Annotated in this window: 21 protein-coding genes; 4 read left to right on the plus strand and 17 right to left on the minus strand. The window is 55.7% G+C overall.

Annotated elements, in window-relative coordinates; genetic code table 11:
* The 6 genes from FCL49_RS10140 to gpt form a co-directional block, all read right to left on the minus strand.
* Entirely contained in the window at positions 1 to 1,125 is a 1,125-nt protein-coding gene (locus FCL49_RS10140) for a hypothetical protein (protein ID WP_174353405.1), read from the minus strand.
* Between the two features lie 817 nt (positions 1,126 to 1,942).
* Positions 1,943 to 3,196, minus strand: coding sequence for a glutamate-5-semialdehyde dehydrogenase (gene proA / locus FCL49_RS10145; RefSeq protein WP_174353406.1), 1,254 nt, complete (start codon positions 3,194 to 3,196; stop codon positions 1,943 to 1,945).
* Between the two features lie 9 nt (positions 3,197 to 3,205).
* Positions 3,206 to 4,309, minus strand: coding sequence for a glutamate 5-kinase (gene proB / locus FCL49_RS10150; RefSeq protein WP_012005410.1), 1,104 nt, complete (start codon positions 4,307 to 4,309; stop codon positions 3,206 to 3,208).
* 115 nt (positions 4,310 to 4,424) lie between these two features.
* Positions 4,425 to 4,826: a sigma factor-binding protein Crl gene (gene crl, locus FCL49_RS10155; protein WP_174353407.1), complete on the minus strand. Its 402-nt coding sequence runs from the start codon at positions 4,824 to 4,826 to the stop codon at positions 4,425 to 4,427.
* 59 nt (positions 4,827 to 4,885) lie between these two features.
* On the minus strand, positions 4,886 to 6,133 hold the full coding sequence (gene frsA, locus FCL49_RS10160) for an esterase FrsA (protein WP_174353408.1): 1,248 nt from the start codon (positions 6,131 to 6,133) through the stop codon (positions 4,886 to 4,888).
* 177 nt (positions 6,134 to 6,310) lie between these two features.
* Positions 6,311 to 6,769 carry a xanthine phosphoribosyltransferase gene (gpt, locus tag FCL49_RS10165; protein WP_020825376.1) on the minus strand — a complete coding sequence of 153 codons (459 nt, stop codon included), beginning with the start codon at positions 6,767 to 6,769 and terminating at the stop codon, positions 6,311 to 6,313.
* Positions 6,770 to 7,093: 324 nt separating this feature from the next.
* On the opposite strand from gpt, the gene pepD reads away from it, so the two are divergent.
* Complete coding sequence (gene pepD, locus FCL49_RS10170; protein ID WP_174353409.1) at positions 7,094 to 8,554, plus strand: beta-Ala-His dipeptidase; 1,461 nt, start codon at positions 7,094 to 7,096, stop codon at positions 8,552 to 8,554.
* Between the two features lie 209 nt (positions 8,555 to 8,763).
* Here pepD and dinB read toward each other — a convergent pair whose 3' ends face one another.
* A complete protein-coding gene (gene dinB, locus FCL49_RS10175) occupies positions 8,764 to 9,825 on the minus strand; it encodes a DNA polymerase IV (protein ID WP_174353410.1) in 1,062 nt (353 codons plus the stop codon).
* A 196-nt stretch (positions 9,826 to 10,021) separates the two neighbouring features.
* On the opposite strand from dinB, the gene FCL49_RS10180 reads away from it, so the two are divergent.
* Positions 10,022 to 10,906 (plus strand): glycerophosphodiester phosphodiesterase family protein, encoded by an 885-nt coding sequence (locus FCL49_RS10180; protein ID WP_174353411.1) that lies wholly within the window; start codon positions 10,022 to 10,024, stop codon positions 10,904 to 10,906.
* A 37-nt stretch (positions 10,907 to 10,943) separates the two neighbouring features.
* On the opposite strand, the gene nqrM is transcribed toward FCL49_RS10180, so the two are convergent.
* Genes nqrM through FCL49_RS10220 form a run of 8 tightly spaced genes read right to left on the minus strand, consistent with a single transcriptional unit; the run spans position 10,944 to position 18,053 of the window.
* Positions 10,944 to 11,171, minus strand: coding sequence for a (Na+)-NQR maturation NqrM (gene nqrM, locus FCL49_RS10185; RefSeq protein WP_174353412.1), 228 nt, complete (start codon positions 11,169 to 11,171; stop codon positions 10,944 to 10,946).
* Between the two features lie 10 nt (positions 11,172 to 11,181).
* Positions 11,182 to 12,210, minus strand: a complete 1,029-nt coding sequence (locus tag FCL49_RS10190; protein WP_174353413.1) for an FAD:protein FMN transferase — start codon at positions 12,208 to 12,210, stop codon at positions 11,182 to 11,184.
* Positions 12,211 to 13,434 (minus strand): NADH:ubiquinone reductase (Na(+)-transporting) subunit F, encoded by a 1,224-nt coding sequence (nqrF, locus tag FCL49_RS10195; protein WP_174353414.1) that lies wholly within the window; start codon positions 13,432 to 13,434, stop codon positions 12,211 to 12,213.
* 15 nt (positions 13,435 to 13,449) lie between these two features.
* Complete coding sequence (gene nqrE / locus FCL49_RS10200) at positions 13,450 to 14,046, minus strand: NADH:ubiquinone reductase (Na(+)-transporting) subunit E (RefSeq protein WP_012005400.1); 597 nt, start codon at positions 14,044 to 14,046, stop codon at positions 13,450 to 13,452.
* A 6-nt stretch (positions 14,047 to 14,052) separates the two neighbouring features.
* Positions 14,053 to 14,682, minus strand: a complete 630-nt coding sequence (locus tag FCL49_RS10205; RefSeq protein ID WP_020825369.1) for an NADH:ubiquinone reductase (Na(+)-transporting) subunit D — start codon at positions 14,680 to 14,682, stop codon at positions 14,053 to 14,055.
* Complete coding sequence (locus tag FCL49_RS10210; protein WP_174353415.1) at positions 14,675 to 15,469, minus strand: Na(+)-translocating NADH-quinone reductase subunit C; 795 nt, start codon at positions 15,467 to 15,469, stop codon at positions 14,675 to 14,677. Before FCL49_RS10210 ends, FCL49_RS10205 begins: the two co-directional genes overlap by 8 nt.
* Complete coding sequence (locus FCL49_RS10215) at positions 15,459 to 16,700, minus strand: NADH:ubiquinone reductase (Na(+)-transporting) subunit B (RefSeq protein ID WP_174353416.1); 1,242 nt, start codon at positions 16,698 to 16,700, stop codon at positions 15,459 to 15,461. Before FCL49_RS10215 ends, FCL49_RS10210 begins: the two co-directional genes overlap by 11 nt.
* Positions 16,701 to 16,703: 3 nt before the next feature.
* Positions 16,704 to 18,053 carry a Na(+)-translocating NADH-quinone reductase subunit A gene (locus tag FCL49_RS10220; protein ID WP_174353417.1) on the minus strand — a complete coding sequence of 450 codons (1,350 nt, stop codon included), beginning with the start codon at positions 18,051 to 18,053 and terminating at the stop codon, positions 16,704 to 16,706.
* A gap of 484 nt (positions 18,054 to 18,537) precedes the next feature.
* On the opposite strand from FCL49_RS10220, the gene dpaA reads away from it, so the two are divergent.
* On the plus strand, positions 18,538 to 19,308 hold the full coding sequence (gene dpaA, locus FCL49_RS10225; RefSeq protein ID WP_174353418.1) for a peptidoglycan meso-diaminopimelic acid protein amidase: 771 nt from the start codon (positions 18,538 to 18,540) through the stop codon (positions 19,306 to 19,308).
* On the opposite strand, the gene FCL49_RS10230 is transcribed toward dpaA, so the two are convergent.
* Positions 19,240 to 20,046 (minus strand): class II glutamine amidotransferase, encoded by an 807-nt coding sequence (locus tag FCL49_RS10230; protein ID WP_174353419.1) that lies wholly within the window; start codon positions 20,044 to 20,046, stop codon positions 19,240 to 19,242. The two genes, dpaA and FCL49_RS10230, sit on opposite strands and share 69 nt — an antisense overlap.
* Positions 20,047 to 20,112: 66 nt before the next feature.
* On the minus strand, positions 20,113 to 20,694 hold the full coding sequence (gene lpcA / locus FCL49_RS10235; protein ID WP_004949058.1) for a D-sedoheptulose 7-phosphate isomerase: 582 nt from the start codon (positions 20,692 to 20,694) through the stop codon (positions 20,113 to 20,115).
* A gap of 245 nt (positions 20,695 to 20,939) precedes the next feature.
* Here lpcA and fadE point away from each other — a divergent pair, with 245 nt between their 5' ends.
* Positions 20,940 to 23,396, plus strand: coding sequence for an acyl-CoA dehydrogenase FadE (gene fadE / locus FCL49_RS10240; protein WP_174353420.1), 2,457 nt, complete (start codon positions 20,940 to 20,942; stop codon positions 23,394 to 23,396).
* Positions 23,397 to 23,476: the final 80 nt, after the last annotated feature.

Raw genomic sequence — 23,476 nt, forward strand, 5'->3', positions numbered from 1 at the left:
TCACAAAATGTCCGACGCTTTTAACCGCGTTCGAGTACGTGCATAAAATTGCGGACGCTGGAAATATTTCGAATGCGTGTCGGTAATGCCGGCCACAGAGTTGAACACAACATCTTCTGCATCCTTATAAATCATGCCAGCACGGAAGGCAAACGGGTCTATCGGATCAAAAACGTTGAACCAATTCTTAACGCAATTAGGTCGACAGCGAGATGAACCAGCCTGGGGATTAGAAGACAGGACACCCAGTGCAGCGAAAAGACCGGGTTGCGAGCCCACCGTGAAGAGGGCGTCAATTTCAATATCGTCGGGTAATCCGGCTGCTGCAGGATCGGTCAACATATCGGTGAGGATTACGCCTCCCATACTGTGCCCAACAACTACCAACGGTCCTTTACCCGCTTTTTTTGCATTATAAGCCTGAATGAGGTCACTACGGATGACATCTTGAATGGCGTTTCGTGTTTGGCCCTCTTTGAGATAGACAAAAACATCGCCCATAAACAGACCTACAGCCGGGCTGAGATTTCCGCGTACGGCACCAAAACCCAGGGTTGATGCCGCGTGGTAGATACGCTCTGTTACCGTTGAAATTGCATTGCTGATGACGCTACCAATACTGAAAGCACGGTCTCCTTGCCCCTTGAGCCGATCGCTAATACTTTGCGTAGAGGCATCTGCAGAAAATAGGTTATCGCTTTGCTTCGATTCAATAAGAGCAAAGGCATTGCGAAATGCCTGAAACTCTTCTTCTGACAGCTGGCGGTGGTCACTCTCCGCGGTATCTGCAATTTGTGAACAAATCGCATCAAGTGCGGCAACGGAGTCTTGTTGCCCTACTGCGACGATAGATACATCGAGGTTGTCGCCGCTAGTGAGCCTCATTCCACCGTCGAGACCGGGTACTGAGGAGATATTCAATGAGAATGTGGTGATATCCGCATTGGTCTGAAAGACCCCCTGGGGAATCGGGTTAACAAATTTCCCCCACATTGGCGAATAGAAGTCGACGGGCTGACCGTCAAAAACCAATTCCTGATAGAACTTATTACGGTTGGCAACGGCGCGTGAGTAATCAGCGTCTACGCGCGTTGCAACACCATGAACAAAGACCAGTTGTGGCATGTTTATTCCTATATTACATAATAAAAGGAATCCTAATTGTCCTTGTGATGTCTGGCCTTATCCTAAGTACCAGTTACCGTGCTCAACTTCACAAGCATAGTAAATCGCAACGCGTAAGCAATATGGATAGTGTGTTTTTTATACAAAATGGCGACTTGAAAATTTTCGCTCTGAGCATGCAGCGATTCCTGACTTGCACTCAGTTGATTAACACCGATTGTTGTTAACTTTGGCTCGGGGCGGACAGGGAACGGTGATGCTGAAGCCTGAGCGGGAAAGGCTGGTGGCATAATGTAATCGAAGGCGACAAGTACGTTGACACTTACCGCACTCGTTTTTTGAGAAATAAAGCTTTGCAACAGTGCTGATTTAAGTTCTTCACTGGCTATATTGCTCCTTTCTTTTGCAGAAGGTCGATGACAACAGACGCCGCTAGTTCCCAGGCAATCTGTAATGCAAAATCCAATATTGATTCGTCAAGTCGGATCTGCCTCCCTCTTTAAAAGGCACAGAGCCATCATCCAGTTTCTTTGGTTAAGCGCAAGATGAAGGGAATGCCCGTCTCACGACAAGAATGAAGCCTGTAGTGGCCCTCATGTAGATGGCATTTCGTCCCCTTTGAATAGGAACGTGCCAAAGATGCGAAACTTCCGCTTCTGGAACAAAGCCGACTGTCAGATGAGATTTCGCTGAAGCCAACACCACCACCAGCCAAGATATATCAGCATTAGCATCAACCCTTTTGAGCTCCCCAAAATAAAAAGGGCACAGTCCAAATGAACTGCGCCCCTGCATTTTTGAAACACCGAACTAAAGCTTAACTCCGAACCAAATCATCACCGTAGCCGATCCACTTGTAGGTGGTCAGAGCATCCAGGCCCATTGGGCCGCGGGCGTGCAGTTTCTGGGTGCTGACGGCCACTTCTGCGCCCAGGCCGAACTGGCCGCCGTCGGTGAAGCGGGTGCTGGCGTTGACGTACACCGCACTGGAGTCCACCGCACGCACAAAGTGCTCGGCGCTGCTCAGTGAGCGGGTGAGGATCGCGTCGGAGTGGCTGGTGCCGTGGGTGCGAATATGGTCGATGGCCTGATCGATGTCATCCACCAGCGCCACGTTCAGGTCCAACGACAGCCATTCGTCGTCGTAATCTTCCGCCGCTACCGCTACCACCGTTGCCGGGCCGTCTTGCAATAGCAGCATGGCGTTCTCTGCTGCGTGCAGGGTGACGCCGACCGCCGCCATTCGGGTGCTCAAGGCAGGCAGAAATTCTGCGGCAATGTTGCGGTTCACCAGCAGCGTCTCCAGCGAGTTACAGGCGCTTGGGCGTTGAATTTTGGCGTTCTCGATTACCGTCAGTGCTTTGTCGAAATCAACGCTGTCATCCACGTAGGTATGGCAAACGCCGATACCGCCAGTGATCACCGGGATGGTCGACTGTTCGCGGCACAGTTTGTGCAGGCCAGCACCACCGCGTGGGATCAGCATGTCGACGTAGCGATCCAGGCGCAGCAGTTCATTCACCAGTGCACGGTCCGGGCTTTCAATCGCCTGTACCGCCGCGGCTGGCAGGCCGCACTGTTCCAGCGCCTGCTGGATCACTTTAACCGTCGCCTGGTTGGTGTGGTGGGTTTCTTTACCGCCGCGCAGGATCACCGCGTTGCCGGTTTTCAGGCACAGGCTGGCGACGTCGATGGTGACGTTCGGCCGCGCTTCATAAATCACGCCAATCACCCCGAGCGGTACCCGGCGGCGTTCCAGCTTCAACCCGCTGTCCAGCAGGCTGCCGTCCAATACGTGGCCGACCGGGTCGTTCAGGCGACACACCTGGCGCACATCGTTGGCGATCGCCGCCAGACGTGCCGGGGTCAGCAACAGGCGATCGAGCAGCGCTTCGGTCATCCCGCTGGCGCGTGCCTGTTCCATGTCCTGTTCATTAGCCTGTAAAATCACTTCGCTTTCGGCTTCCAGTCTGTCGGCAATCACCGACAGCACCTGGTTTTTCTTCGCCGTGCTCAGCACCGCCAGTTGCCAGGAGGCCTGCTTGGCGGCCTTCCCCATCTGCTCCAGCATGCTCACTCCTTAGCTGACAATCATATCGTCGCGGTGAACTGCCACCGGGCCGTATTCATAACCGAGAATTTCACTGATCTCCTGCGAGTGGTGACCGGCAATCATGCGCATCGCGTCGCTGTTATAACGGCTGACGCCGTGCGCCAGATCGCGCCCCGTCAGGTTGCGGATGCGGATCACTTCTCCACGGGAGAAATCGCCTTTAACTTCGCGGATGCCCTTCGGCAGCAGTGAACTGCCGCGCGCCATAATGGCGTCGACCGCACCGTCGTCGACGGTGATCTCGCCGGCCGGGGGTGCGCCGAAGATCCAGCGTTTGCGGTTTTCCAGCGGGGTTTCCAGCGCGTGGAAACGGGTACCCACCGGTTTGCCTTCAATTACGTCAGCCACCACGCCCGGCTTGCTGCCGGCGGCGATGATCACGTCGATACCGGCACGGCAGGCCACGTCGGCGGCTTGCAGCTTGGTGCCCATGCCGCCGGTGCCCAGGCCGGAAACGCTGTCGCCGGCGATGGCGCGCAGTGCATCGTCGATGCCGTGCACTTCACGGATCAGCTCTGCCTGCGGGTTGTTACGCGGGTCGGCGGTGTACAGCCCCTGCTGATCGGTCAGCAACAACAGTTTATCGGCCCCGGCCAGGATCGCCGCCAATGCCGACAGGTTGTCGTTGTCGCCCACCTTGATTTCTGCGGTCGCTACCGCGTCGTTCTCATTGATCACCGGCACGATACGGTTGTCCAGCAACGCCGTCATGGTGTCACGCGCATTGAGGAAGCGTTCGCGGTCTTCCAGATCGGCACGCGTCAGCAACATCTGCCCGACGTGGATGCCATAAATGGAGAACAGTTGCTCCCACAGTTGGATCAACCGGCTCTGCCCGACCGCCGCCAGCAACTGCTTGGAGGCGATGGTGGCGGGGAGTTCGGGGTAGCCCAAATGTTCGCGCCCGGCGGCAATCGCGCCGGAGGTGACGATAACGATGCGGTGACCCGCTGCATGCTGTTGTGCGCACTGGCGAACCAGTTCGACAATATGGGCACGGTTAAGACGCAGCGATCCGCCGGTCAACACGCTGGTGCCCAATTTCACAACCAGTGTCTGGCTGCCGTTCATAGTGTTTCTGCCGTGTAAGATGAGAAGAATAATACTAGGGACTTTGTAACAGGAGAGACGCGTTATGCCAACAGGCACAACGCGAAATCAGCAGAATACTTGCGGTCAAACGGGGTCAGGCGGAAAGTTTAATCAGTTTTTCTTTGAAATCAGCGGCGGGTTCCAGCGTCAGCTCCATGGTGGCCAGCAGTTCGCCCAGACGACGGTGGAAGTCACGCAAAGTGGTTTCCAGCTTGGTTTTGACTTCAGTATCTTTAATCTTTTCCGGCGTCCACTGCCCTTTCTTATCAAACAGGCCAAACTGATAGGCGTAGGTGAAACGCGTATCTTCGGCATGCAGTTCAATCCACCAGCCCCAAAACTCACGCAGTTCTGGAGCAGGCTTAACATTGACGCAGACGGCTAAACAATCAAAGAAAAAACGGTCGTTCTCACATTGCCCTTCACGCAGATACGGCCCCAAGCTGGCGAAACGTTTCATTAGTCGGCTTTTAGGGTGACCACTCGGTAACGTCATTCTTAAGCTCCTCAATGTAGACCATTCTTTTTAACAAACTGTTAAAATTTAGCAACTAATTAACGCATTTTATCTTTCATCCAATGGGACATTTGCAGCAGCGCCTTGTGGAAACTGCTGTACACCGGTTTGCGCGGTATGGCGATCAGCTTGCCATCCATCGAAGACGAAACGATCAGCTGTGACTCTTCTTTCGGACTGAGCGGATCCTGCTCCCAGTAACCGGCCAGCATCGGCGTCGGGCAACGGCGGCCCAACAGCCCCTGGGTTTTCAGCGAATAGCTGTTCAACTCAACCTTCAGCACATGATCCGAAGCGTTAGCCATGCCCATCCGGCTGGCCAGCACATCCATATACATATCCGGTACGTACTTCTGGGTGCTGCTGTCGCACAGCAGGCGATGCACCACCGGCCCCAGGCAGGCCACGCCACGCAGCCGCTGTGGCTCCAGATAGGCCAGACGTACCGCCACATTGGCGCCAAAGCGGAAGCCAAACGCGGTGACGCGCTGATGATCAATCCAGGGCACGTCGGCCAGTTGAGTCAGCACCTGCTGATGCAGGAAGCTGGAGTCTTGCGTCAGCTTCCACTTGTAGGAAGAACCGATGGAAGGCATATCAATGGTCAGCATGGCGATGCCCTGCGGAGCCAGATAATCGTGGAACAGGCGGTGATAGTCGGTCTGCAGGGTGTCCAGGCTGCCGCACATCAGCACCGTAGGGAACGGTGCCTCGCCCTTCTCCGGCATATGCAGGAAGCCGGTAATGCTGCTGCCACCTTCAATGCGGAACTCCAGCTCTTTCAACTGGTATGGCAGTAGCAACGCGGCCTCTTCGTAAGCCCGGTTGGATAGCGCCTCCGCCTGCTCGGCCAGTTCGTCGCCTTTCAGATGCGGGTAGCCGGCAATGCTGTAAAAGTTGGCAGCTTTAAGCCAGTACTGGCCGCCGAGCAGCGGATCCTGCTGTTCCAGCGCGCGCTGCTGCCAGAGCATGCCCTGATGCACCCATTCGTAGATCCAGTTGCCGTTACGGTAACCGACCACGGTATCGAGCCATTTGTCGTTGGTGTGTTCCACATCCGCGACGGCAATGCGTGCCAGCACTTCGTTGATTTCAATGGGATCGACGCCACGCCAGGCCCACAACAGCGGGTTGAGCATGCGGTACCAATTGCTGACGGTGTCGCCTTCCAGCGTGGAATGCAGATCGGCACTGACTTTACTGCGCGCGCGCATCACCAGCGTTGAGGTCTCAGGGTGTTTAAATGAGGGTTTGAACAGGATTTCAGAAAGGTTGGCTTGTGCCATGGTAACAACAGCCTCCGTAAATCTGGTAATAGGCCGCAAACAGCCTAATCAACTGGAGGTAGTGTACCTAACTCTGGCGCGATAAACCCGTCATACTTGAAGCTGTATCGGTGGGTGGAAATCAAAAATGCAAACGCCCGGCAGAGCCGGGCGTTTCAATAAATCAGCGTGGCAAACTTAACGGCCGCCGATCGGTGGCACGAAGGTCACCGCCATGTCCCATGGCTGCTCAATCCAGGTATCCTGTGGGATATCAACCACATAATCGTCTACCAGCGGGCGACCTGCCGGCTTGGCGAAGATAGTGACGAAATGCGCTTTCGGGTACATTTCACGGATCGCTTTCGCGGTGCCGCCGGTATCCACCAGATCGTCGATAACGATAAAGCCTTCACCGTCGCCTTCGGCGCGCTTGAGCACTTTCATTTCGCGTTGGTTGTCATGGTCATAGCTGGAAATGCAGACGGTATCCACATAACGAATGCTTAACTCACGTGCCAACAGAGAAGCCGGTACCAGACCGCCGCGGCTTACGGCAATAATGCCCTTCCATTGGTCAGCAGGCAGCAGGCGGTGAGCCAGTTTGCGCGCTTGCATTTGCAGCATGTCCCAGGTAACAACGTATTTTTCGCTCATAGAATGGTGTCCCAGCCAGCAGTGGTGCGGCTTACTCAGTAATCAGGGGAAAAAAGGTTGCGCGAGATTATAAAGACTGACCGCACCAAATACCAGTTGTACCTTGGAATTCATAAGTATTTCGTCTGGTGATTGATGCTGAATAAATGAGCAATGACCAACCAAACTAGTGTGATCAAGCGCTTGAACAGCGCAATACGGTACGGGCACCGCCCGGAATAAAGTGATATTCTCTGGAGATCGTGCCAAAGCCGCACAGATGCCCCTAACCCTAACCGAGCGGCATTCCCGCACTGCCGAGAATGCTGTTACAGGAGACTTATAGTGTCTGAATTGTCTCAACTTTCGCCACAGCCGCTGTGGGATATTTTTGCCAAAATCTGCTCTATTCCGCATCCTTCTTATCATGAAGAAGCGCTGGCACAGCACATCCTCGAGTGGGCCAAAGAGAAACACCTGCACGCCGAGCGTGACCACGTAGGCAACATCCTGCTGCGCAAGCCCGCCACCAAAGGGATGGAAAACCGCAAGCCGGTTGCCCTGCAAGCGCACCTGGACATGGTGCCACAGAAAAATAACGACACCGTGCACGACTTCACCAAGGATCCGATTCAGCCGTACATTGACGGTGAGTGGATCAAGGCGCGTGGCACCACGCTGGGTGCCGACAACGGTATCGGTATGGCCTCCGCACTGGCCGTGCTGGCCGACGACAGCGTCGAGCACGGCCCGCTGGAAGTGCTACTGACCATGACCGAAGAAGCCGGCATGGACGGTGCGTTTGGTCTGCAGGCTAACTGGCTGCAAGCGGATATCCTGATCAACACCGACTCCGAAGAAGAAGGCGAGATCTACATGGGTTGCGCCGGGGGGATTGATTTCATCACCACCCTGCCACTGCTGCGCGAAGCCGTGCCTGCCGGTTATCAGACTCTGAAGCTGACGATCAAAGGCCTGAAAGGCGGCCACTCTGGCGCGGATATCCACGTCGGGCTGGGCAACGCCAACAAACTGCTGGCACGCTTCCTGTTCGACCATAGCGCCGAGCTGAACCTGCGCCTGCTGGATCTGAACGGCGGTACGCTGCGCAATGCTATTCCGCGTGAGGCCTCTGCGGTGGTTGCCGTACCGGCCGAGAAAGCCGATGCGCTGAAAGCGCTGAGCCAGGCGTTCCTGGCTACTCTGCAAAACGAGCTGGCGGCCAAAGAGAAGAACATCACCGTGTTGCTGGAGCCTGTCACCAGTGCTTCGCAGGCGATGACCGCCGACAGCCAACAGCGTTTTGTGGCACTGCTGAATGGTACACCGAACGGTGTGATCCGCATGAGCGACGCGGTGAAAGGCGTGGTGGAAACCTCACTGAACGTGGGCGTGGTCACCACCAGCGACAGCGAAGCAGAAATCATCTGCCTGATCCGTTCGCTGATCGACAGCGGTAAAGATTACGTGGTCGGCATGCTGACCGCGCTGGGCCAGTTGGCCAACGCCAAAGTGGCACCAAAAGGCGGCTACCCAGGCTGGCAGCCAGACGCGGACTCACCGGTGATGCATCTGGTGCGCGAGATTTATCAGGACTTGTTCAACAAGACGCCGAACATCATGGTGATCCACGCCGGTCTGGAATGCGGTCTGTTCAAAAAGCCGTACCCGAACATGGATATGGTGTCGATTGGGCCAACCATCACCGGGCCACACTCGCCGGATGAGCAGGTGCATATCGAAAGCGTGGGCCTGTACTGGAAGCTGCTGACGGCACTGCTGAAAGCAATCCCGGAACGCGCGTAATATTCGTAATATTACAGATAAACCAAAGGCGCAAATATTTGCGCCTCAGACTGATGACAAACCTCATTCCTGCCCAGAGCGAGTCGAGGTCGATAAATAAAAATCTGGAAAATCAATTTATTGATTTTCGGCTGATCACCACAAAGCAGGAAAAACCACGCTTTTTCCTGCTTTGTCAGCAACCAAAGGCGCAATTATTTGCGCCTTTGTTATTCCCAGGGCAGCAGCAGTTGCCGCTCCAGCTGCGGATCCAGTAACGTCACGTGTAATCCGACCAGTCGCACCCCGCGCCCTTCACGTCGCTCACTCCATACCTGCCGTGCCACGTTGATCAAATCGTCTTTATTCAGTACCGGCCAGACGTGTTCCTGCGTCGTTTGCTGGAAATCCTGAAACTTCAGTTTTACCCCCTGCCGGGCGATGTGCAGATCCGGTTTCACCTTACGCAACCGCAGTTCCAGCTCGGGATAGAGTTTGTCGACGATCAGCGCTTCGCAGTCTTCCCAGTCATGGATATCTTCCGCCAGCGTGCGCTCCACCCCCACCGATTTACGCAACCGCTCTGGCGAAACCTCACGCAGATCGATCCCCTGACAACGCTCCCACAGCACCCGGCCAAATTTGCCGAAGCGCTTTAACAGCGCCGCCAGGTCGTACTGCTGTACGTCGGCGCAGGTGATCAGCCCCACTTCCTCCAGCCGTTTGGCGGTCACTTTGCCCACGCCAGGGATTTTACTCAGCGGTAACTGCTGTAAAAACGCAGGAACCTGTGCCGGGGTGATGACGTATTGTCCGTTCGGTTTATTCAGCTCTGAGGCAATCTTGGCGAGGAACTTGATCGGCGCGATACCGGCAGAAGCGGTGAGGTTGAGTTCGTCGGAGATAGTCTGGCGGATTTGCTCGGCGATCAACGTCGCCGAGCCGTTGCACTGGCTGCAGTCCGTCACGTCCAGATAGGCTTCATCCAGCGACAGTGGTTCAATTAACGGGGTGTAACGGGCGAAGATTTCGCGGATATGCTGCGAAGCTTCCTTATAGGCCGCCATACGGCCGGGCAGCAGCTTAAGGTGCGGGCAAAGCTTGAGTGCCATCGCCGTCGACATCGCACTGTGTACGCCATAGCGACGCGCAGGATAGTTGGCGGTGCTGATCACCCCACGCCGGTCGGCACTGCCGCCGATCGCCAACGGAATATCGCGCAGGCTGGGATCGTCGCGCATTTCTACCGCTGCGAAGAAGCAGTCCATATCGACATGAATGATTTTACGCATCGCGCCTCCAATAACACTGTATAAGTATACAGGCAACAATGGAAAGCTCAAGCCTCGGCTCTACTCGGAGAAAACAGGCTTTCACCCAATTATCTTCGACTTGTTAAAAAAGCGTAATTTTTCAATAGTACGCTGTGGCAAATTAACCGCCGCAGTTACTGATAACAATAACTCTACGCACAGGATGGTGCCCTACATGAAAACATTATCGGTCTATTTGTTAGCTTCAGCCTTATCCCTGATATCCCTTGCCGCTACCGCCGCCCCCGCCATTATCGCTCACCGTGGTGGTACTGCCGACGCTCCTGAAAATACCCGCGTCGCCATTAAAACCGCACTGAAAAACGGCGCCGACGCCATCTGGATCACCCTGCAGGAATCCAAAGACGGTGTGATCGTGCTTTACCGCCCTTCGGATCTGAAAGCGCTAACCAATCAGCAGGGGCTGGTCTCCGCCTTTACCGCTGCACAACTGGCGAAAGTTGACGCCGGTTGGTCATTCGCCAAAGGTGAAACCCACCCGTTCCGGGGGAAAGGCATTGGCATTCCTCGTTTGGATGAGATCCTCAATGCCTTCCCCAAGGTTAACTTCTATCTGGATATCAAATCCCCAGACGCAGACCCGGCCCAGTTCGGCAAAGCCCTGCTGGCAACGCTGGAAAAAACCAACAGCCTGAACCGCACCCGCGTGTACTCCACCGATGCCAAATATCTGCAGGCGCTGCCGCCCACGATCAAACGTTTTGAAACCCGCGATAAAACCCGCGACCTGCTGGCGAATATCAGCCTGTCGCACCTGTGTGAGCTGAAGCCAGACCATCAGCAACCACGCTGGTACGGGCTGGAACTGAAGCGTGAAGTGGAAGTGGTGGAGAAATTTACCCTGGGTGAAGGACGCTCCAAGGCGTTTCTGACCTGGGATAAAGAATCGATCGACTGTTTCCGCTCACAAGGGCCGGCGCACATCATTCTGTTCGGCATCAACTCACCGGCGGAATACCAGCAGGCGGTGGCGTTAGGCGTGGACGGGGTGATGGTCAACTCACCGGCCGAAGCAAAGAGCTTTGTTAAGACAAAATAACCGATAAAAAAAGGGGCGCTGCATGCGCCCCTGTTATTCAGATGATCCGGTGTTTTTCCAACTGTTTCTGGCGCAACGCCTCTTTTTCCAGACGCTTTTTCCGCGCATCGCAGGGTTCAGGACAGTCACAGACTTTATCCATCCCCAACGCCGTAATGCCGCCGCAGCTGCCCTGCAGGCTCTTACGCTTGAACACGTAACCCAACGACATCCCGCCGACAATCAGCAGAAACAACACGAAGCTGGCGACAAATACTGTCAACATAGCGACCTCACTAGCTCTTGTTCAAATAGGGTTTGAACGCCTCGGAGTAGCGCTCTTCAAAACCTTTGGCAGTTTTCACAATCATGAACACCGGGATCCCCATCAGGTTCGCCAACGCCATGCCGCGCTCCGGCCCCAATACGTTCAACCCGGTCGACAGACCGTCAGCAGCCATACAGGTCGGGCTCAGCACCGTCACCGACACCAGATGATGATGGATCGGCTTGCCGGTAACCGGATCTATGGTATGCGAATAACGCACGCCGCCCTGTTCGAAGTAGTTGCGATAATCCCCCGAGGTGGCGATCGACATCTCGCCCGGCTGGATCACCAGTTGCGCCTTCTGCTCCATACCCGCCGTCGGCCGTTCAATGGCGATACGCCACGGTTTTTTCTCACCGTTGTGGCCGCGAGTACGGACTTCGCCGCCAATATCCACCATGTAGTTCTTAATCTGCTGCGATTGCAGATACTGGGCAATCACATCCACCCCGTAGCCCTTGGCGATCGAAGAGAGATCGACATACAGCTCAGGAATGCTCTTTACCAGTGCGTTGCCCTGCACCGACAGCTTGTTGATACCGGTCCAGGCGCGGCGGCGCTCCAGTTCGGCAGCGCTCGGCACCTTGTCCGGGCGCCCTTCCGGGCCGAAGCCCCACAGATTAACCAGCGGCCCGACGGTCACGTCCAGCGCGCCGTCGGTGACGCGGTTAATGCGCAGCGCTTCCAGCACCACCTCGGTGGTCGCTGCCGATACCGGGAAGGGTTTATCCACTGCGCGGCTGGCGTTGAAGCGGCTCAGTTCAGAATCCGGCCGGTAGGTGGACATCTGGTCATTCACCAATTCCAGGCGCTTGTCGATCTCCGCCTGAATTTTGGCGGCAGACGGCGTGTCATCACCGGTGACGTAACGGACAGAATAAGAAGTCCCCATGGTTTTGCCATCGAGATTGATCTGCTCCGGTCCGCAGCCGGTCAATAACAGGGCGGCGCTGAGCGCCACCGTCGTCATTAACCCCTTCATTGCCCATGCGCGCATTTAGCCACCAAAGTCATCAAGCATGATATTTTCGTCTTCGACGCCCAGGTCTTTCAACATCTTGATCACCGCGGCGTTCATCATTGGCGGACCACACATGTAAAACTCGCAGTCTTCCGGTGCCGGGTGGTTCCGCAGATAGTTCTCCAACAGAACATTATGGATAAAGCCGGTGTAACCCGTCCAGTTATCCTCAGGCTGCGGATCGGAAAGCGCCACATGCCAGGTAAAGTTCTCGTTCTCTGCCTGCAGTTGGTTGAAATCTTCCTCGTAGAACATCTCACGCAGTGAACGCGCGCCGTACCAGAAGGTGATTTTACGCTTCGACTTCAGGCGATTGAGCTGGTCAAAGATGTGCGAACGCATCGGAGCCATACCGGCACCACCGCCGATAAAGATCATTTCCGCGTCGGTGTCTTTGGCGAAGAACTCGCCGAACGGCCCGGAGATGGTCACCTTGTCACCGGCTTTTAACGACCAGATATAAGAGGACATGATGCCCGGCGGCACGTCAGGATCGCGCGGTGGCGGCGTGGCGATACGCACGTTGAGCATAATAATGCCCTTTTCGTCCGGGTAGTTGGCCATCGAGTAGGCACGCACCGTGGTTTCATTCACTACAGAGCGGTAGCGGAACAGGTTGAACTTGTCCCAGTCGCCGCGGTACTCGTCAGGCACGTCAAAATCGGCATAGCTGATGTCGTGTGCCGGCGCTTCGATCTGGATAAAACCCCCGGCGCGGAATGGCACGTCTTCCCCGTCAGGGATTTTCAGCTTGAGCTCTTTGATAAAGGTGGCTTTGTTATCATTGGAGATAACCTCGCACTCCCACTTCTTCACACCAAAGATTTCTTCCGGCAGCTCGATTTTCAGGTTCTGCTTCACGTTCACCTGGCAAGCCAGGCGGCAGCCCTCTTTCGCTTCACGCTTGTTGATGTGTGACAGTTCGGTCGGCAGGATATCGCCGCCGCCCTCTTTGATCACCACCCGACATTGGCCGCAAGAGCCGCCGCCGCCACAGGCGGACGAAACGAAGATCCCCTGGCTGGAGAGCATATTCAGCAGCTTGTCACCCGCCGGAGCGGTAAAGCTTTTATCCAAATCGCCGTTCACTTCCACCGCAATGTCACCGGTGTTCACCAGCTTGGATTTGGCGAACAAAATGAGCAACACCAGCACCATAACGATGCCGGTAAACATCGCGACGCCTAAAATAATTTCCATAAATTCTTCCCGCCTTTACAACTGAACACCGGAGAAGGACATAAAGCCCAACGCCATCAGCCCGGTGGTGATAAAGGTAATGCCCAGGCCGCGCAACCCTGCGGGGACATTGGCATACTTGAGTTTTTCGCGGATCCCCGCCATCGCGACAATCGCCAACATCCAGCCGGTGCCGGAGCCAAAGCCGTACACCACCGACTCGGCGAAGTTGTAGTCACGTTGCACCATGAAGGATACGCCGCCGAAGATGGCGCAGTTCACAGTAATAAGCGGCAGGAAAATGCCGAGTGCGTTGTACAGCGACGGGAAGAAGCGATCGAGGATCATCTCCAGGATCTGCACCAGCGCCGCAATCACGCCGATAAAGGTAATGAAGTTGAGGAAGCTCAGATCGACACCTTCCACCAGCGCGCCGTCGCGCAGGATCAGGTTGTAGACCAGGTTGTTCACCGGCACGGAGATACCGAGCACCAAAGTCACCGCGATGCCCAAACCAAAGGCCGTCGACACCTTTTTGGATACCGCCAGGAAGGTACACATCCCCAGGAAGAACGCCAACGCCATGTTCTCAACGAACACCGCGCGTACAAACAGGCTGATATAATGTTCCATCGGCCATTACTCCTTTTCGATCTGCGCTGGTTTCAGGGTGCGTAGCGCCCAAATCAGCAAGCCGATGATAAAGAACGCGCTCGGTGCCAGCAGGAACAGGCCGTTCGGTTGATACCAGCCGCCGTTCTGCACCGTTTCGAGCACCGGGATGCCAAACAGCTTGCCGGAACCGAACAGCTCACGCAGGAAGCCGACCAACACCAGGATCACCCCGTAGCCCAAGCCGTTACCGATACCGTCCATAAAGCTCTCGATCGGTGGCGATTTCATGGCATAGGCTTCAGCGCGCCCCATCACGATACAGTTGGTGATGATCAGGCCGACAAACACCGACAGCTGCTTGGAGATTTCAAACGCGTAGGCGCGCAGTAACTGATCGACCACAATCACCAACGAGGCAATAATCGCCATCTGCACAATGATGCGCACGCTGTTCGGAATATGGTGACGGATCAGCGAAATAAAGAAGCTGGAGAACGCGGTAACCAGCGTCACCGCGATAGTCATCACCACCGCCGTTTCCAGCTTGGTGGTCACCGCCAGCGCGGAACAGACGCCCAGCACCTGCAGGGCAATCGGGTTGTTGTCGAACAACGGCCCCAAAAGGACCCGTTTAATCTCTTTGGAATCAGCCATTTTTCAGCGCTCCTTCACGAACTTTTTGCAGGAACGGGCCAAAGCCGTGCTCGCCCAACCAGAAGTCAAAAGTATGCTGCACACCGTTGGAGGTCAGCGTGGCACCGGACAAGCCGTCCACCCCGTGTTCATCCCCCTGACGCGCCCCGCCTTTCACCACGCGGATCGCCGGTTTACCGCTGTCATCAAACAGCTTTTTACCGATCCACTGCTGGCGCCAGCCGGCATTTTCGACCTCACCGCCCAGTCCCGGAGTTTCCCCTTGCTGGTAGTAAGTGATGCCTTTCACCGTGTTGCCGTCGTTATCCAGCGCCACGAAGGCGTACATCATCGACCACAGGCCCGTGCCGTAGACCGGCAGTACGATTTTGTTGACCGCACCGCTGTCGTCGCGCACCAGGTAGATTTCCGCCAGGTTGCTGCGGCGCTTGATGCCGGCCGGATCGTCAGCGGCCGGTAGCGCAACGCTTTTGGCGTCATCACGCAGTGCAGCGGCAAGATCGAATGTCGCCGCCTTACCCGTTACAAACTCACCGCTGTTCAAATCCAGCAGGTGCGGTTCGATACGTTGGGTGAACAGCGCCTTGACCTGCTCGCCTTCCATTTTCGGCTGCAGCAAACCGGCCACGTCGAGGATATTGCGCTGTTTGTCGAGCAGCTTCTGTTCCTGCTGTTTGGACTTCAGGCCGACGGCGGAACCCGCCACCACCACAGAACACACCAGGCACAATAGCAGCACCACCAGCAGCGTTTTACCGATGCTGTCGTTTTTAGATTCATTCGCCACGGGCTTTTCTCCGCTTGATGTTGGCCTGCACCACCAGGTAATCGAACAGCGGTGCGAACAGGTTGGCGAACAGGATCGCCAGCATCATGCCTTCCGGATAGGCCGGGTTGACCACCCGGATCAGCACGCACATCACGCCAATCAAAATGCCGTACCACCATTTCCCCTTGTTGGTGAACGAGGCAGAAACCGGGTCGGTAGCCATAAAGATCATGCCGAAGGCGAAGCCACCCAACACCAGGTGCCAATACCACGGCATGGCAAACAGCGGGTTGGTGGTAGAACCGATAGCGTTGAACAGGAAGGCGGTCGCCATCATGCCGAGCATCACCCCGGCGACAATGCGCCAGGAAGCTACGCGACCAAACAGGATTATCGCCCCGCCGAGCAGGATCATCAGCGTGGAAACTTCACCCACCGAGCCGGGAATGTTGCCGAGAAACGCATCCATCCAACTGATGGAATGGCCGGTAGCCACGTTGCTCAGGCTGTGTGCCCCGCCCGCGCTCCACTGTGCCAGCGGCGTCGCGCCAGAGAAACCGTCGGCGGAGGTCCACACCAGGTCACCGGAAATCTGTGCCGGATAAGCAAAGAACAGGAACGCGCGCCCAGCCAAAGCCGGGTTGAGGAAGTTACGCCCGGTACCGCCGAATATCTCTTTGGCCACCACTACGCCGAAGGTGATACCCAACGCGGCCTGCCACAGCGGCAAGGTTGGCGGCACAATCAGTGCAAACAGAATTGAGGTGACGAAGAAGCCTTCGTTAATCTCATGCTTGCGAATGACGGCGAACAGCACCTCCCAAAAACCACCGACCAGGAACACCACGGCGTAAATCGGCAGGAAATAGCAGGCACCCAGCACCATTTTGCTGATCCAGCCCGCGTCCGCCGCCAGTGAGGCGCCCAACCATTGCGCCAACCGATAGTGCCAATCCCCCGCCAGCACCTGCTGCAGTTGATCGCCACTGTAAAGGTGGTGCAATGCCGGAATGGCCTGTTGGCCGACGTTGTACATCCCCCAGAACATCGCCGGGAATACCGCCAGCCACACCAGGATCATCATACGTTTCAGATCGATGGCATCGCGTACGTGCGAAGCCCCGCGCGTCACCAAACCAGGGGTATAGAACACCGTGGTGGTCGCTTCAAACAGCGGGTACCACTTTTCCAGCTTGCCACCCGGTGTGAAGTGATGCTCGATTTTTTCAAAAAAGTTCTTCAGGCCCATCGGTTATCCTTCCTGCTCAATCTTGGTCAGCACATCGCGCAGCACCGGAGCGTATTCATACTTGCCGGGGCAAACGAAGGTGCACAGCGCCAGATCTTCTTCATCCAGCTCCAGACAGCCCAACGCCTGTGCGCTGTCGCTGTCACCCGCCAGCAGGTCTCGCAGCAGCAGGGTCGGCAGGATATCCAGCGGCATCACCCGCTCGTAGTTGCCAATCGGCACCATCGCACGCTCACCGCCGTGGGTGGTGGTCGAGAAGGCGAACAGTTTGTTCTTCAGGAAGTGGCCCAACGTGGTGCGGGTGATGGAGAATTTATCCGGTGACGGCGCGATCCAACCAAGCAACTCTTTATCACGCCCTTCCAGCAGTACGGAAACCAGCGAATGGAAACGGCCGAGGTAAGCGTTCGGCCCGGCAACGTGGGTGCCGCTCAGCACCGAGCCGGAAATCACCCGGTTCTCACCGGCTTTCAGACGCCCGGCGGTCAGTTCGTCGATACTGGCGCCCAAGCGGGTGCGCAGCAGCACCGGTTGTTCCACCTGCGGCCCGGCCAATGCCACCACCCGGTGGGTATCGAGCTTGCCGGTGGTGAACAAGGTGCCGATGGCGATCGCATCCTGATAGCCGATATGCCAGACGGTTTTTTTCAAACTGACCGGCTCGAGGAAATGAATATGCGTGCCTACCAGGCCTGCTGGATGTGGGCCGGCAAATTCGTTATAGGTCACCTGGGCATCGGGTTGTTTGCCCAGGTTAACGCCTGCGGCGTGGCAAACGTGCACCTTGCCATCGGTCAGGCGGGCCAATACCGCCAGCCCGGCGTTGAACGCCGCCAGTTGCTCGGCAATAATCACCTGCGGATCGGCAGCCAGAGGCTGGCTGTCCATGGCGGTAACGAAGATGGCGCGCGGAGTGGTGCCCGGTGCAGGCGTTTTACTGAATGGGCGGGTACGCAGCGCAGTCCACAGACCGCTGGCGAGCAATTCGCTTTCGACCTGTTCCCGCGGCAGCATGGCCAATTCGGCTACCGGATAATGAGCAAACTCCAGTTGCTCGTCGCCGCCGTTTTCAACGGCGATGACTACTGACTGCAATACACGACGTTCACCGCGGTTGATCGCCAGGATACGGCCACTGGCGGGTGCGGTGAAGAAAACCCCGGGGGTCTTTTTATCTTCGAACAGCGCCTGGCCTTTCTTGACGCTTTCGCCTTCCTGCACCAGCATAGACGGGCGCATTCCGACGTAATCTTCCCCAAGCAGGGCGACATGCTGAATGATTGGGCCGTCCTGAATCGCCTGAGCCGGGGCTCCGGCAATTGGCAGATCTAACCCTTTTCTGATTTTAATCATAGGATTTATACGATGTTGGTTAGTTTCACACGTCTTACCGACCCCAGAGGCTGGTAGTGACGATGCCTGGATGATGAGGCCACATCGGCAGCCTCTGGGTTGAGCGCAATGGCATCACGCTCAACATGAAATCTTTCGCACTGACAAAATGAGATAACGTACATTCCGTTGATTAACTCCTTCGTCCATTTTTTGTGCGTTAATTCGAGGCGGAATATTAACATTTTCCACAACATTTTTCTGCGTCAGGCAGTGACCTGAGTCAAGCAAACACAATTAAATTTCGGCTGTTTCGCCCCACTAATCGTTAAAATCTGCCTGTCGATTCACTTTTATCGAAGTTTGTAGTTTTTTTATACACAACACATATTGCTAAAAAAGAACACACTGGTAATCTGGCGGTGTTTTAAGACCGTAAAACAATAATCAGTGGCATGTTGGCCAAGTGCATTGAGCCAGCAGATAAATATAAGCAGGAATAATAATGAGCAAAATCGCGTTGTTGTTTGCGATGCTTTTTTCTATGCCGATGATCACGGCCTGCAGCGCCAGCGAGCAGGTTCCCGAGGTTCCGGTAGTTAAGCAGCAATTAGTAGGTTCACCGGTCTATATTCAGATTTTCAAAGAAGAACGCACGCTGGAATTGTATGCCAAAATGGGCAACGAATTCCGCCTGGTGAACTCTTTCCAAATCTGTAATTTCTCCGGCGGCCTCGGCCCGAAACGTCGTGAAGGTGACTTTAAGAGTCCGGAAGGCTTTTATAGCGTCGACGCGCGCCATCTGAAACCCGACAGCAAGTATTACCGTGCCATCAATATCGGCTTCCCGAATGATTACGATAAATCGCAGGGTTATTCCGGCGCTTATCTGATGATCCACGGTGAATGTAAATCTATTGGGTGTTATGCAATGACCAACACCTATATGGATGAGATTTACCGCTACGTCGAAGCCGCGTTCGCTTACGGCCAGAGCCGGATCGATATCAGTATCTATCCGTTCCGCATGACCGACAAGAACCTGAAACGCCACAGCACCTCCAGCTACATCGCCTTCTGGCGCCAGTTGAAGCCAGGCTATGACTACTTCGTCAAAAACCACCAGCCGCCGATGGTCAGCGTAGCCAATGGTCAGTACGTATTGGGTCAACCCGTGCTGAGCAGCAGCCAGATGACGCAGTATGCCTCAACCGCGGCTCCCGCTGTCAGTACCAATCCCTTCGCCCAGAGCAAGCCGCTCACCGAAGTGAAATAGTGCGAACTCGCCTGGCGCAATCTTGTGCCAGGTTTCATTTGCCGTCAGCGGCTGGGTAGCAATTACCGTGACCACATCGTTAGGTGTGGTCTGCTGCTGAAAATCAATCTCTACGTCCTGATCGAGCAGCGTGGCTTTGCCAAACGGAGCGCGACGCGTGATCCAGTACAGGTTGGTCGAGCAATAAGCCATCACAAAGCGCCCATCCGACAGCAACATATTGAATACCCCCTTCTGACGCAGTTGATCCGCCAGCAAAGCGATATAACGGAAAACCGGTGGCCAACGGCTCGGGGTGCGTGGGTATTTCAGGGAAAGCTGATGCAACAACCAGCAGAAAGCGTATTCGCTGTCAGTCTGACCAACCGGGCGGAAAGTGCCGGTTTCCAACTGACGGTAGCCTTTCAACTGGCCATTGTGCGCGTAGGTCCAGTTACGGCCCCACAATTCGCGGGTAAAGGGATGGGTATTTTCCAGCGCCACTTCACCGCGATTGGCCTGGCGAATATGCGATACCACCGCACAGGATTTGATCGGGTATTCCTGCACCAGACGGGCAATTGGCGAGTCGAAACTCGGCTGGGGATCCTTAAACGTGCGGCACCCGTTCCCTTCATAGAAGGTAATGCCCCAACCATCTTTATGTGGCCCGGTACGGCCACCGCGCTGAACCAGCCCGGTAAAGCTAAAGCAAATATCGGTCGGTACGTTTGCGCTCATCCCGAGCAGTTCACACATCGATTGCCACTCCTTAACCACTCGCGCTGTACATAATTAGCGGGGGCTTGACGCCCCCTAAAGCCATTAAGCCTTAACCATCTCTTTTTCAATCAGCTGAATCAAGATGTGGATCGCTTTGATATGAATTTCCTGAATGCGGTCGGCGTAACCGAAGTGCGGTACGCGGATTTCCACATCGGCAGAACCGGCCATTTTGCCGCCGTCTTTGCCGGTCAGGGTGATCACTTTCATCCCTTTGGCGCGCGCCGCTTCGATGGCTTTAATAATGTTGCCGGAATTCCCTGAGGTGGAAATGCCCAGCAATACATCGCCTTCACGACCTACCGCTTCCACATAGCGTGAAAACACATACTCGTAACCAAAGTCGTTGCTGACGCAAGACAGGTGGCTAACGTCGGAAATGGCAATCGCCGGATAACCCGGACGGTTTTCACGGTAGCGGCCAGTCAGCTCTTCGGCAAAGTGCATTGCGTCACAGTGGGAGCCACCGTTACCGCAAGAAATGACTTTCCCGCCGGCTTTAAAGGAATCTGCCAGCAGCACGGCTGCGCGTTGGATCGCGTCGATATTGGCGTCGTCATTGATAAATTTCGCCAGGGTATCGGCCGCTTCGTTCAGTTCACTGCGAATAAGGTCGTGGTACATGAGGAACCTCTTGTTATCGTCAATCTTCCGCCCCGCAGTGTAACGGATCGGGGAAAAACCGAGAAGCATTGTCAGTCAAACAGCAGCCCGGTTGAGGTAGCGATGAGGTTTTTGATGATTGATGCGGTCAGTTTGTGACTTAAGTTGTAATTAAACTGTAAATGCATTGATAAAAATATGGGGTTGTACTAAAACCTATTACATACACACAACAGGTCAGACCTCTTGCCACTTTGGAGCTTCTTATGATGGTTCTTAGTATTGTTGTTTTGCTGGCACTCATTGGTGTGGTGTTTTATCACCGAGTGAACCTCACCCTCAGTAGCCTTATTCTTCTGGCATACACCGCCGCCATGGGCGCTATAGGCCTGTGGAGCTTCTGGATGCTGCTGCCGCTGGCGATTATCCTGCTGCCGTTGAACGTCACGTCATTGCGTCGTTCAATGCTTTCTGCCCCGGCGCTGCGCGCATTCCGCAAGGTGATGCCGCCAATGTCCACCACCGAAAAGGAAGCGATCGAAGCCGGGACCACCTGGTGGGAAGGCGATCTGTTCCGCGGTACGCCGGACTGGAACAAGCTGCATAATTACCCGAAACCGCAGTTGACCGCCGAAGAACAGGCGTTCATCGACGGCCCGGTGGAAGAAGCCTGCCGCATGGCCAACGACTTCCAAATCACCCACGAGCTGGCCGATTTGCCGCCGGAACTGTGGGCGTACCTGAAAGAGCATCGCTTCTTCGCGATGATCATCAAGAAAGAATACGGCGGCCTGGACTTCTCGCCTTATGCTCAGGCGCGCGTGCTGCAAAAACTGTCCGGCGTCTCCGGCATTCTGGCCATCACCGTCGGCGTACCAAACTCCCTCGGCCCCGGCGAACTGCTGCAGCATTACGGTACTGACGAACAGAAAAACCATTACCTGCCAGGCCTGGCGCGCGGCGACGAGATCCCTTGTTTCGCCCTGACCAGCCCGGAAGCAGGCTCCGATGCCGGTGCCATTCCGGACGTCGGCACCGTCTGCATGGGTGAGTGGCAAGGCGAACAGGTACTGGGCATGCGTCTGACCTGGAACAAACGCTATATCACGCTGGCACCGGTGGCGACCGTGCTGGGCCTGGCGTTCAAACTGTATGACCCAAATCACCTGCTGGGTGATAACGAATCACCGGGCATCACCTGTGCGCTGATCCCAACCAGCACGCCAGGTGTTGAAATCGGTAACCGCCACTTCCCGCTGAACGTGCCGTTCCAAAACGGCCCGACCCGCGGTAATGACGTGTTCGTGCCTATTGATTACATCATCGGCGGGCCAAAAATGGCCGGTCAGGGCTGGCGTATGCTGGTTGAGTGTCTGTCGGTAGGCCGCGGCATCACCCTGCCTTCCAACTCCACCGGTAGCGTGAAGTCCATGGCGCTGGCGATTGGGGCCTACGCCCATATCCGCCGTCAGTTCAAGCTCTCAATCGGCAAGATGGAAGGTATCGAAGAGCCACTGGCGCGTATCGCCGGTAACACCTATGTGATGGATGCTGCGGCTACGCTTATCACCAGCGGCCTGATGCTGGGCGAGAAACCGGCCGTGCTGTCGGCCATCGTGAAATACCACTGTACCCATCGCGGCCAGCAGGCAATCATTGATGCAATGGATATTGCCGGCGGTAAAGGCATCATGCTGGGTAAATCCAACTTCCTGGCCCGTGCTTATCAGGGCGCGCCTATCGCCATCACGGTAGAAGGCGCCAATATCCTGACTCGTACCATGATGATCTTCGGTCAGGGGGCTATCCGCTGCCATCCTTACGTGCTGGACGAAATGGCTGCAGCGCAGAATAATGACCTGAACGCCTACGACAAATTGCTGTTCGGCCATCTGGGCCACGTGGGCAGCAACAAGGTGCGCAGCTTCTGGCTGGGCCTGACCAACGGTCGCACCAGCAGCACACCGACCAAAGACGCGACTCGTCGTTACTACCAGCAGTTGAACCGCCTGAGCGCTAACCTGGCGCTATTGTCAGACGTTTCCATGGGCGTACTGGGTGGTAGTCTGAAGCGCCGTGAGCGTATCTCCGCCCGTCTGGGGGATATCCTCAGCCAGATGTATCTGGCTTCTGCTGCACTGAAACGCTTTGAAGATGAAGGTCGTCAGAAAGAAGATTTGCCGCTGGTACATTGGTCTGTACAGGACAGTCTGCATCAGGCAGAACAGGCGCTGGACGATTTGCTGCGCAACTTCCCGAACCGCTTTATCGCCGGAGTAATGCGCCTGGTCGTCTTCCCATTAGGTCGAGTCCATACCGCACCGTCTGACCGTCTGGATCACCAATTGGCCAAGATCATCCAACAGCCGTCAGCTACCCGTAGCCGTCTGGGCCGTGGCCAGTATCTGACACCAAGCGAGCACAACCCAGTTGGCCTGCTGGAAGCCGCATTGGCTGACGTGATCGCCGCCGAACCGATTCACGACCGTCTGTGCAAGGCGGCCGGCAAGAACCTGCCGTTCACCCGACTGGATCGTCTGGCACAACGTGCGCTGGAAGAAGGCAAGATCAACGCCGACGAGGCGAAGATCCTGGTGAAAGCCGAAGAAAGCCGTCTGCGTTCTATCAACGTGGATGACTTCGAGCCGGATGCGCTGGCGGCCAGTAAGCCGGAAAAGTCGCTCAAGCAGGATAAGCGCCTGAAACACACCGAAGCCGCGTAATTGCAATAAACTGACTTACCCAGGGGCGATAATCATCGCCCCTTTTCTATTTCTGCTTAAAAATGCGTAGCGCTTCGCAG

Origin of the sequence: Serratia proteamaculans, assembly GCF_013337185.1 — a bacterium.
In the GTDB taxonomy this organism is placed as follows: domain Bacteria; phylum Pseudomonadota; class Gammaproteobacteria; order Enterobacterales; family Enterobacteriaceae; genus Serratia; species Serratia proteamaculans_D.

Bases quoted from the DNA above. Each gene is read 5' to 3' on its own strand.
- gpt (WP_020825376.1), bottom strand. From the start codon at position 6,769: ATGAGCGAAAAATACGTTGTTACCTGGGACATGCTGCAAATGCAAGCG.
- FCL49_RS10180 (WP_174353411.1), top strand. From the start codon at position 10,022: ATGAAAACATTATCGGTCTATTTGTTAGCTTCAGCCTTATCCCTGATA.
- dpaA (WP_174353418.1), top strand. From the start codon at position 18,538: ATGAGCAAAATCGCGTTGTTGTTTGCGATGCTTTTTTCTATGCCGATG.
- proA (WP_174353406.1), bottom strand. From the start codon at position 3,196: ATGCTGGAGCAGATGGGGAAGGCCGCCAAGCAGGCCTCCTGGCAACTG.
- lpcA (WP_004949058.1), bottom strand. From the start codon at position 20,694: ATGTACCACGACCTTATTCGCAGTGAACTGAACGAAGCGGCCGATACC.
- FCL49_RS10215 (WP_174353416.1), bottom strand. From the start codon at position 16,700: ATGGGCCTGAAGAACTTTTTTGAAAAAATCGAGCATCACTTCACACCG.
- nqrF (WP_174353414.1), bottom strand. From the start codon at position 13,434: ATGGAAATTATTTTAGGCGTCGCGATGTTTACCGGCATCGTTATGGTG.
- dinB (WP_174353410.1), bottom strand. From the start codon at position 9,825: ATGCGTAAAATCATTCATGTCGATATGGACTGCTTCTTCGCAGCGGTA.
- crl (WP_174353407.1), bottom strand. From the start codon at position 4,826: ATGACGTTACCGAGTGGTCACCCTAAAAGCCGACTAATGAAACGTTTC.
- frsA (WP_174353408.1), bottom strand. From the start codon at position 6,133: ATGGCACAAGCCAACCTTTCTGAAATCCTGTTCAAACCCTCATTTAAA.
- FCL49_RS10230 (WP_174353419.1), bottom strand. From the start codon at position 20,046: ATGTGTGAACTGCTCGGGATGAGCGCAAACGTACCGACCGATATTTGC.
- nqrM (WP_174353412.1), bottom strand. From the start codon at position 11,171: ATGTTGACAGTATTTGTCGCCAGCTTCGTGTTGTTTCTGCTGATTGTC.
- FCL49_RS10190 (WP_174353413.1), bottom strand. From the start codon at position 12,210: ATGCGCGCATGGGCAATGAAGGGGTTAATGACGACGGTGGCGCTCAGC.
- FCL49_RS10205 (WP_020825369.1), bottom strand. From the start codon at position 14,682: ATGGCTGATTCCAAAGAGATTAAACGGGTCCTTTTGGGGCCGTTGTTC.
- proB (WP_012005410.1), bottom strand. From the start codon at position 4,309: ATGAACGGCAGCCAGACACTGGTTGTGAAATTGGGCACCAGCGTGTTG.
- nqrE (WP_012005400.1), bottom strand. From the start codon at position 14,046: ATGGAACATTATATCAGCCTGTTTGTACGCGCGGTGTTCGTTGAGAAC.
- FCL49_RS10220 (WP_174353417.1), bottom strand. From the start codon at position 18,053: ATGATTAAAATCAGAAAAGGGTTAGATCTGCCAATTGCCGGAGCCCCG.
- fadE (WP_174353420.1), top strand. From the start codon at position 20,940: ATGATGGTTCTTAGTATTGTTGTTTTGCTGGCACTCATTGGTGTGGTG.
- FCL49_RS10140 (WP_174353405.1), bottom strand. From the start codon at position 1,125: ATGCCACAACTGGTCTTTGTTCATGGTGTTGCAACGCGCGTAGACGCT.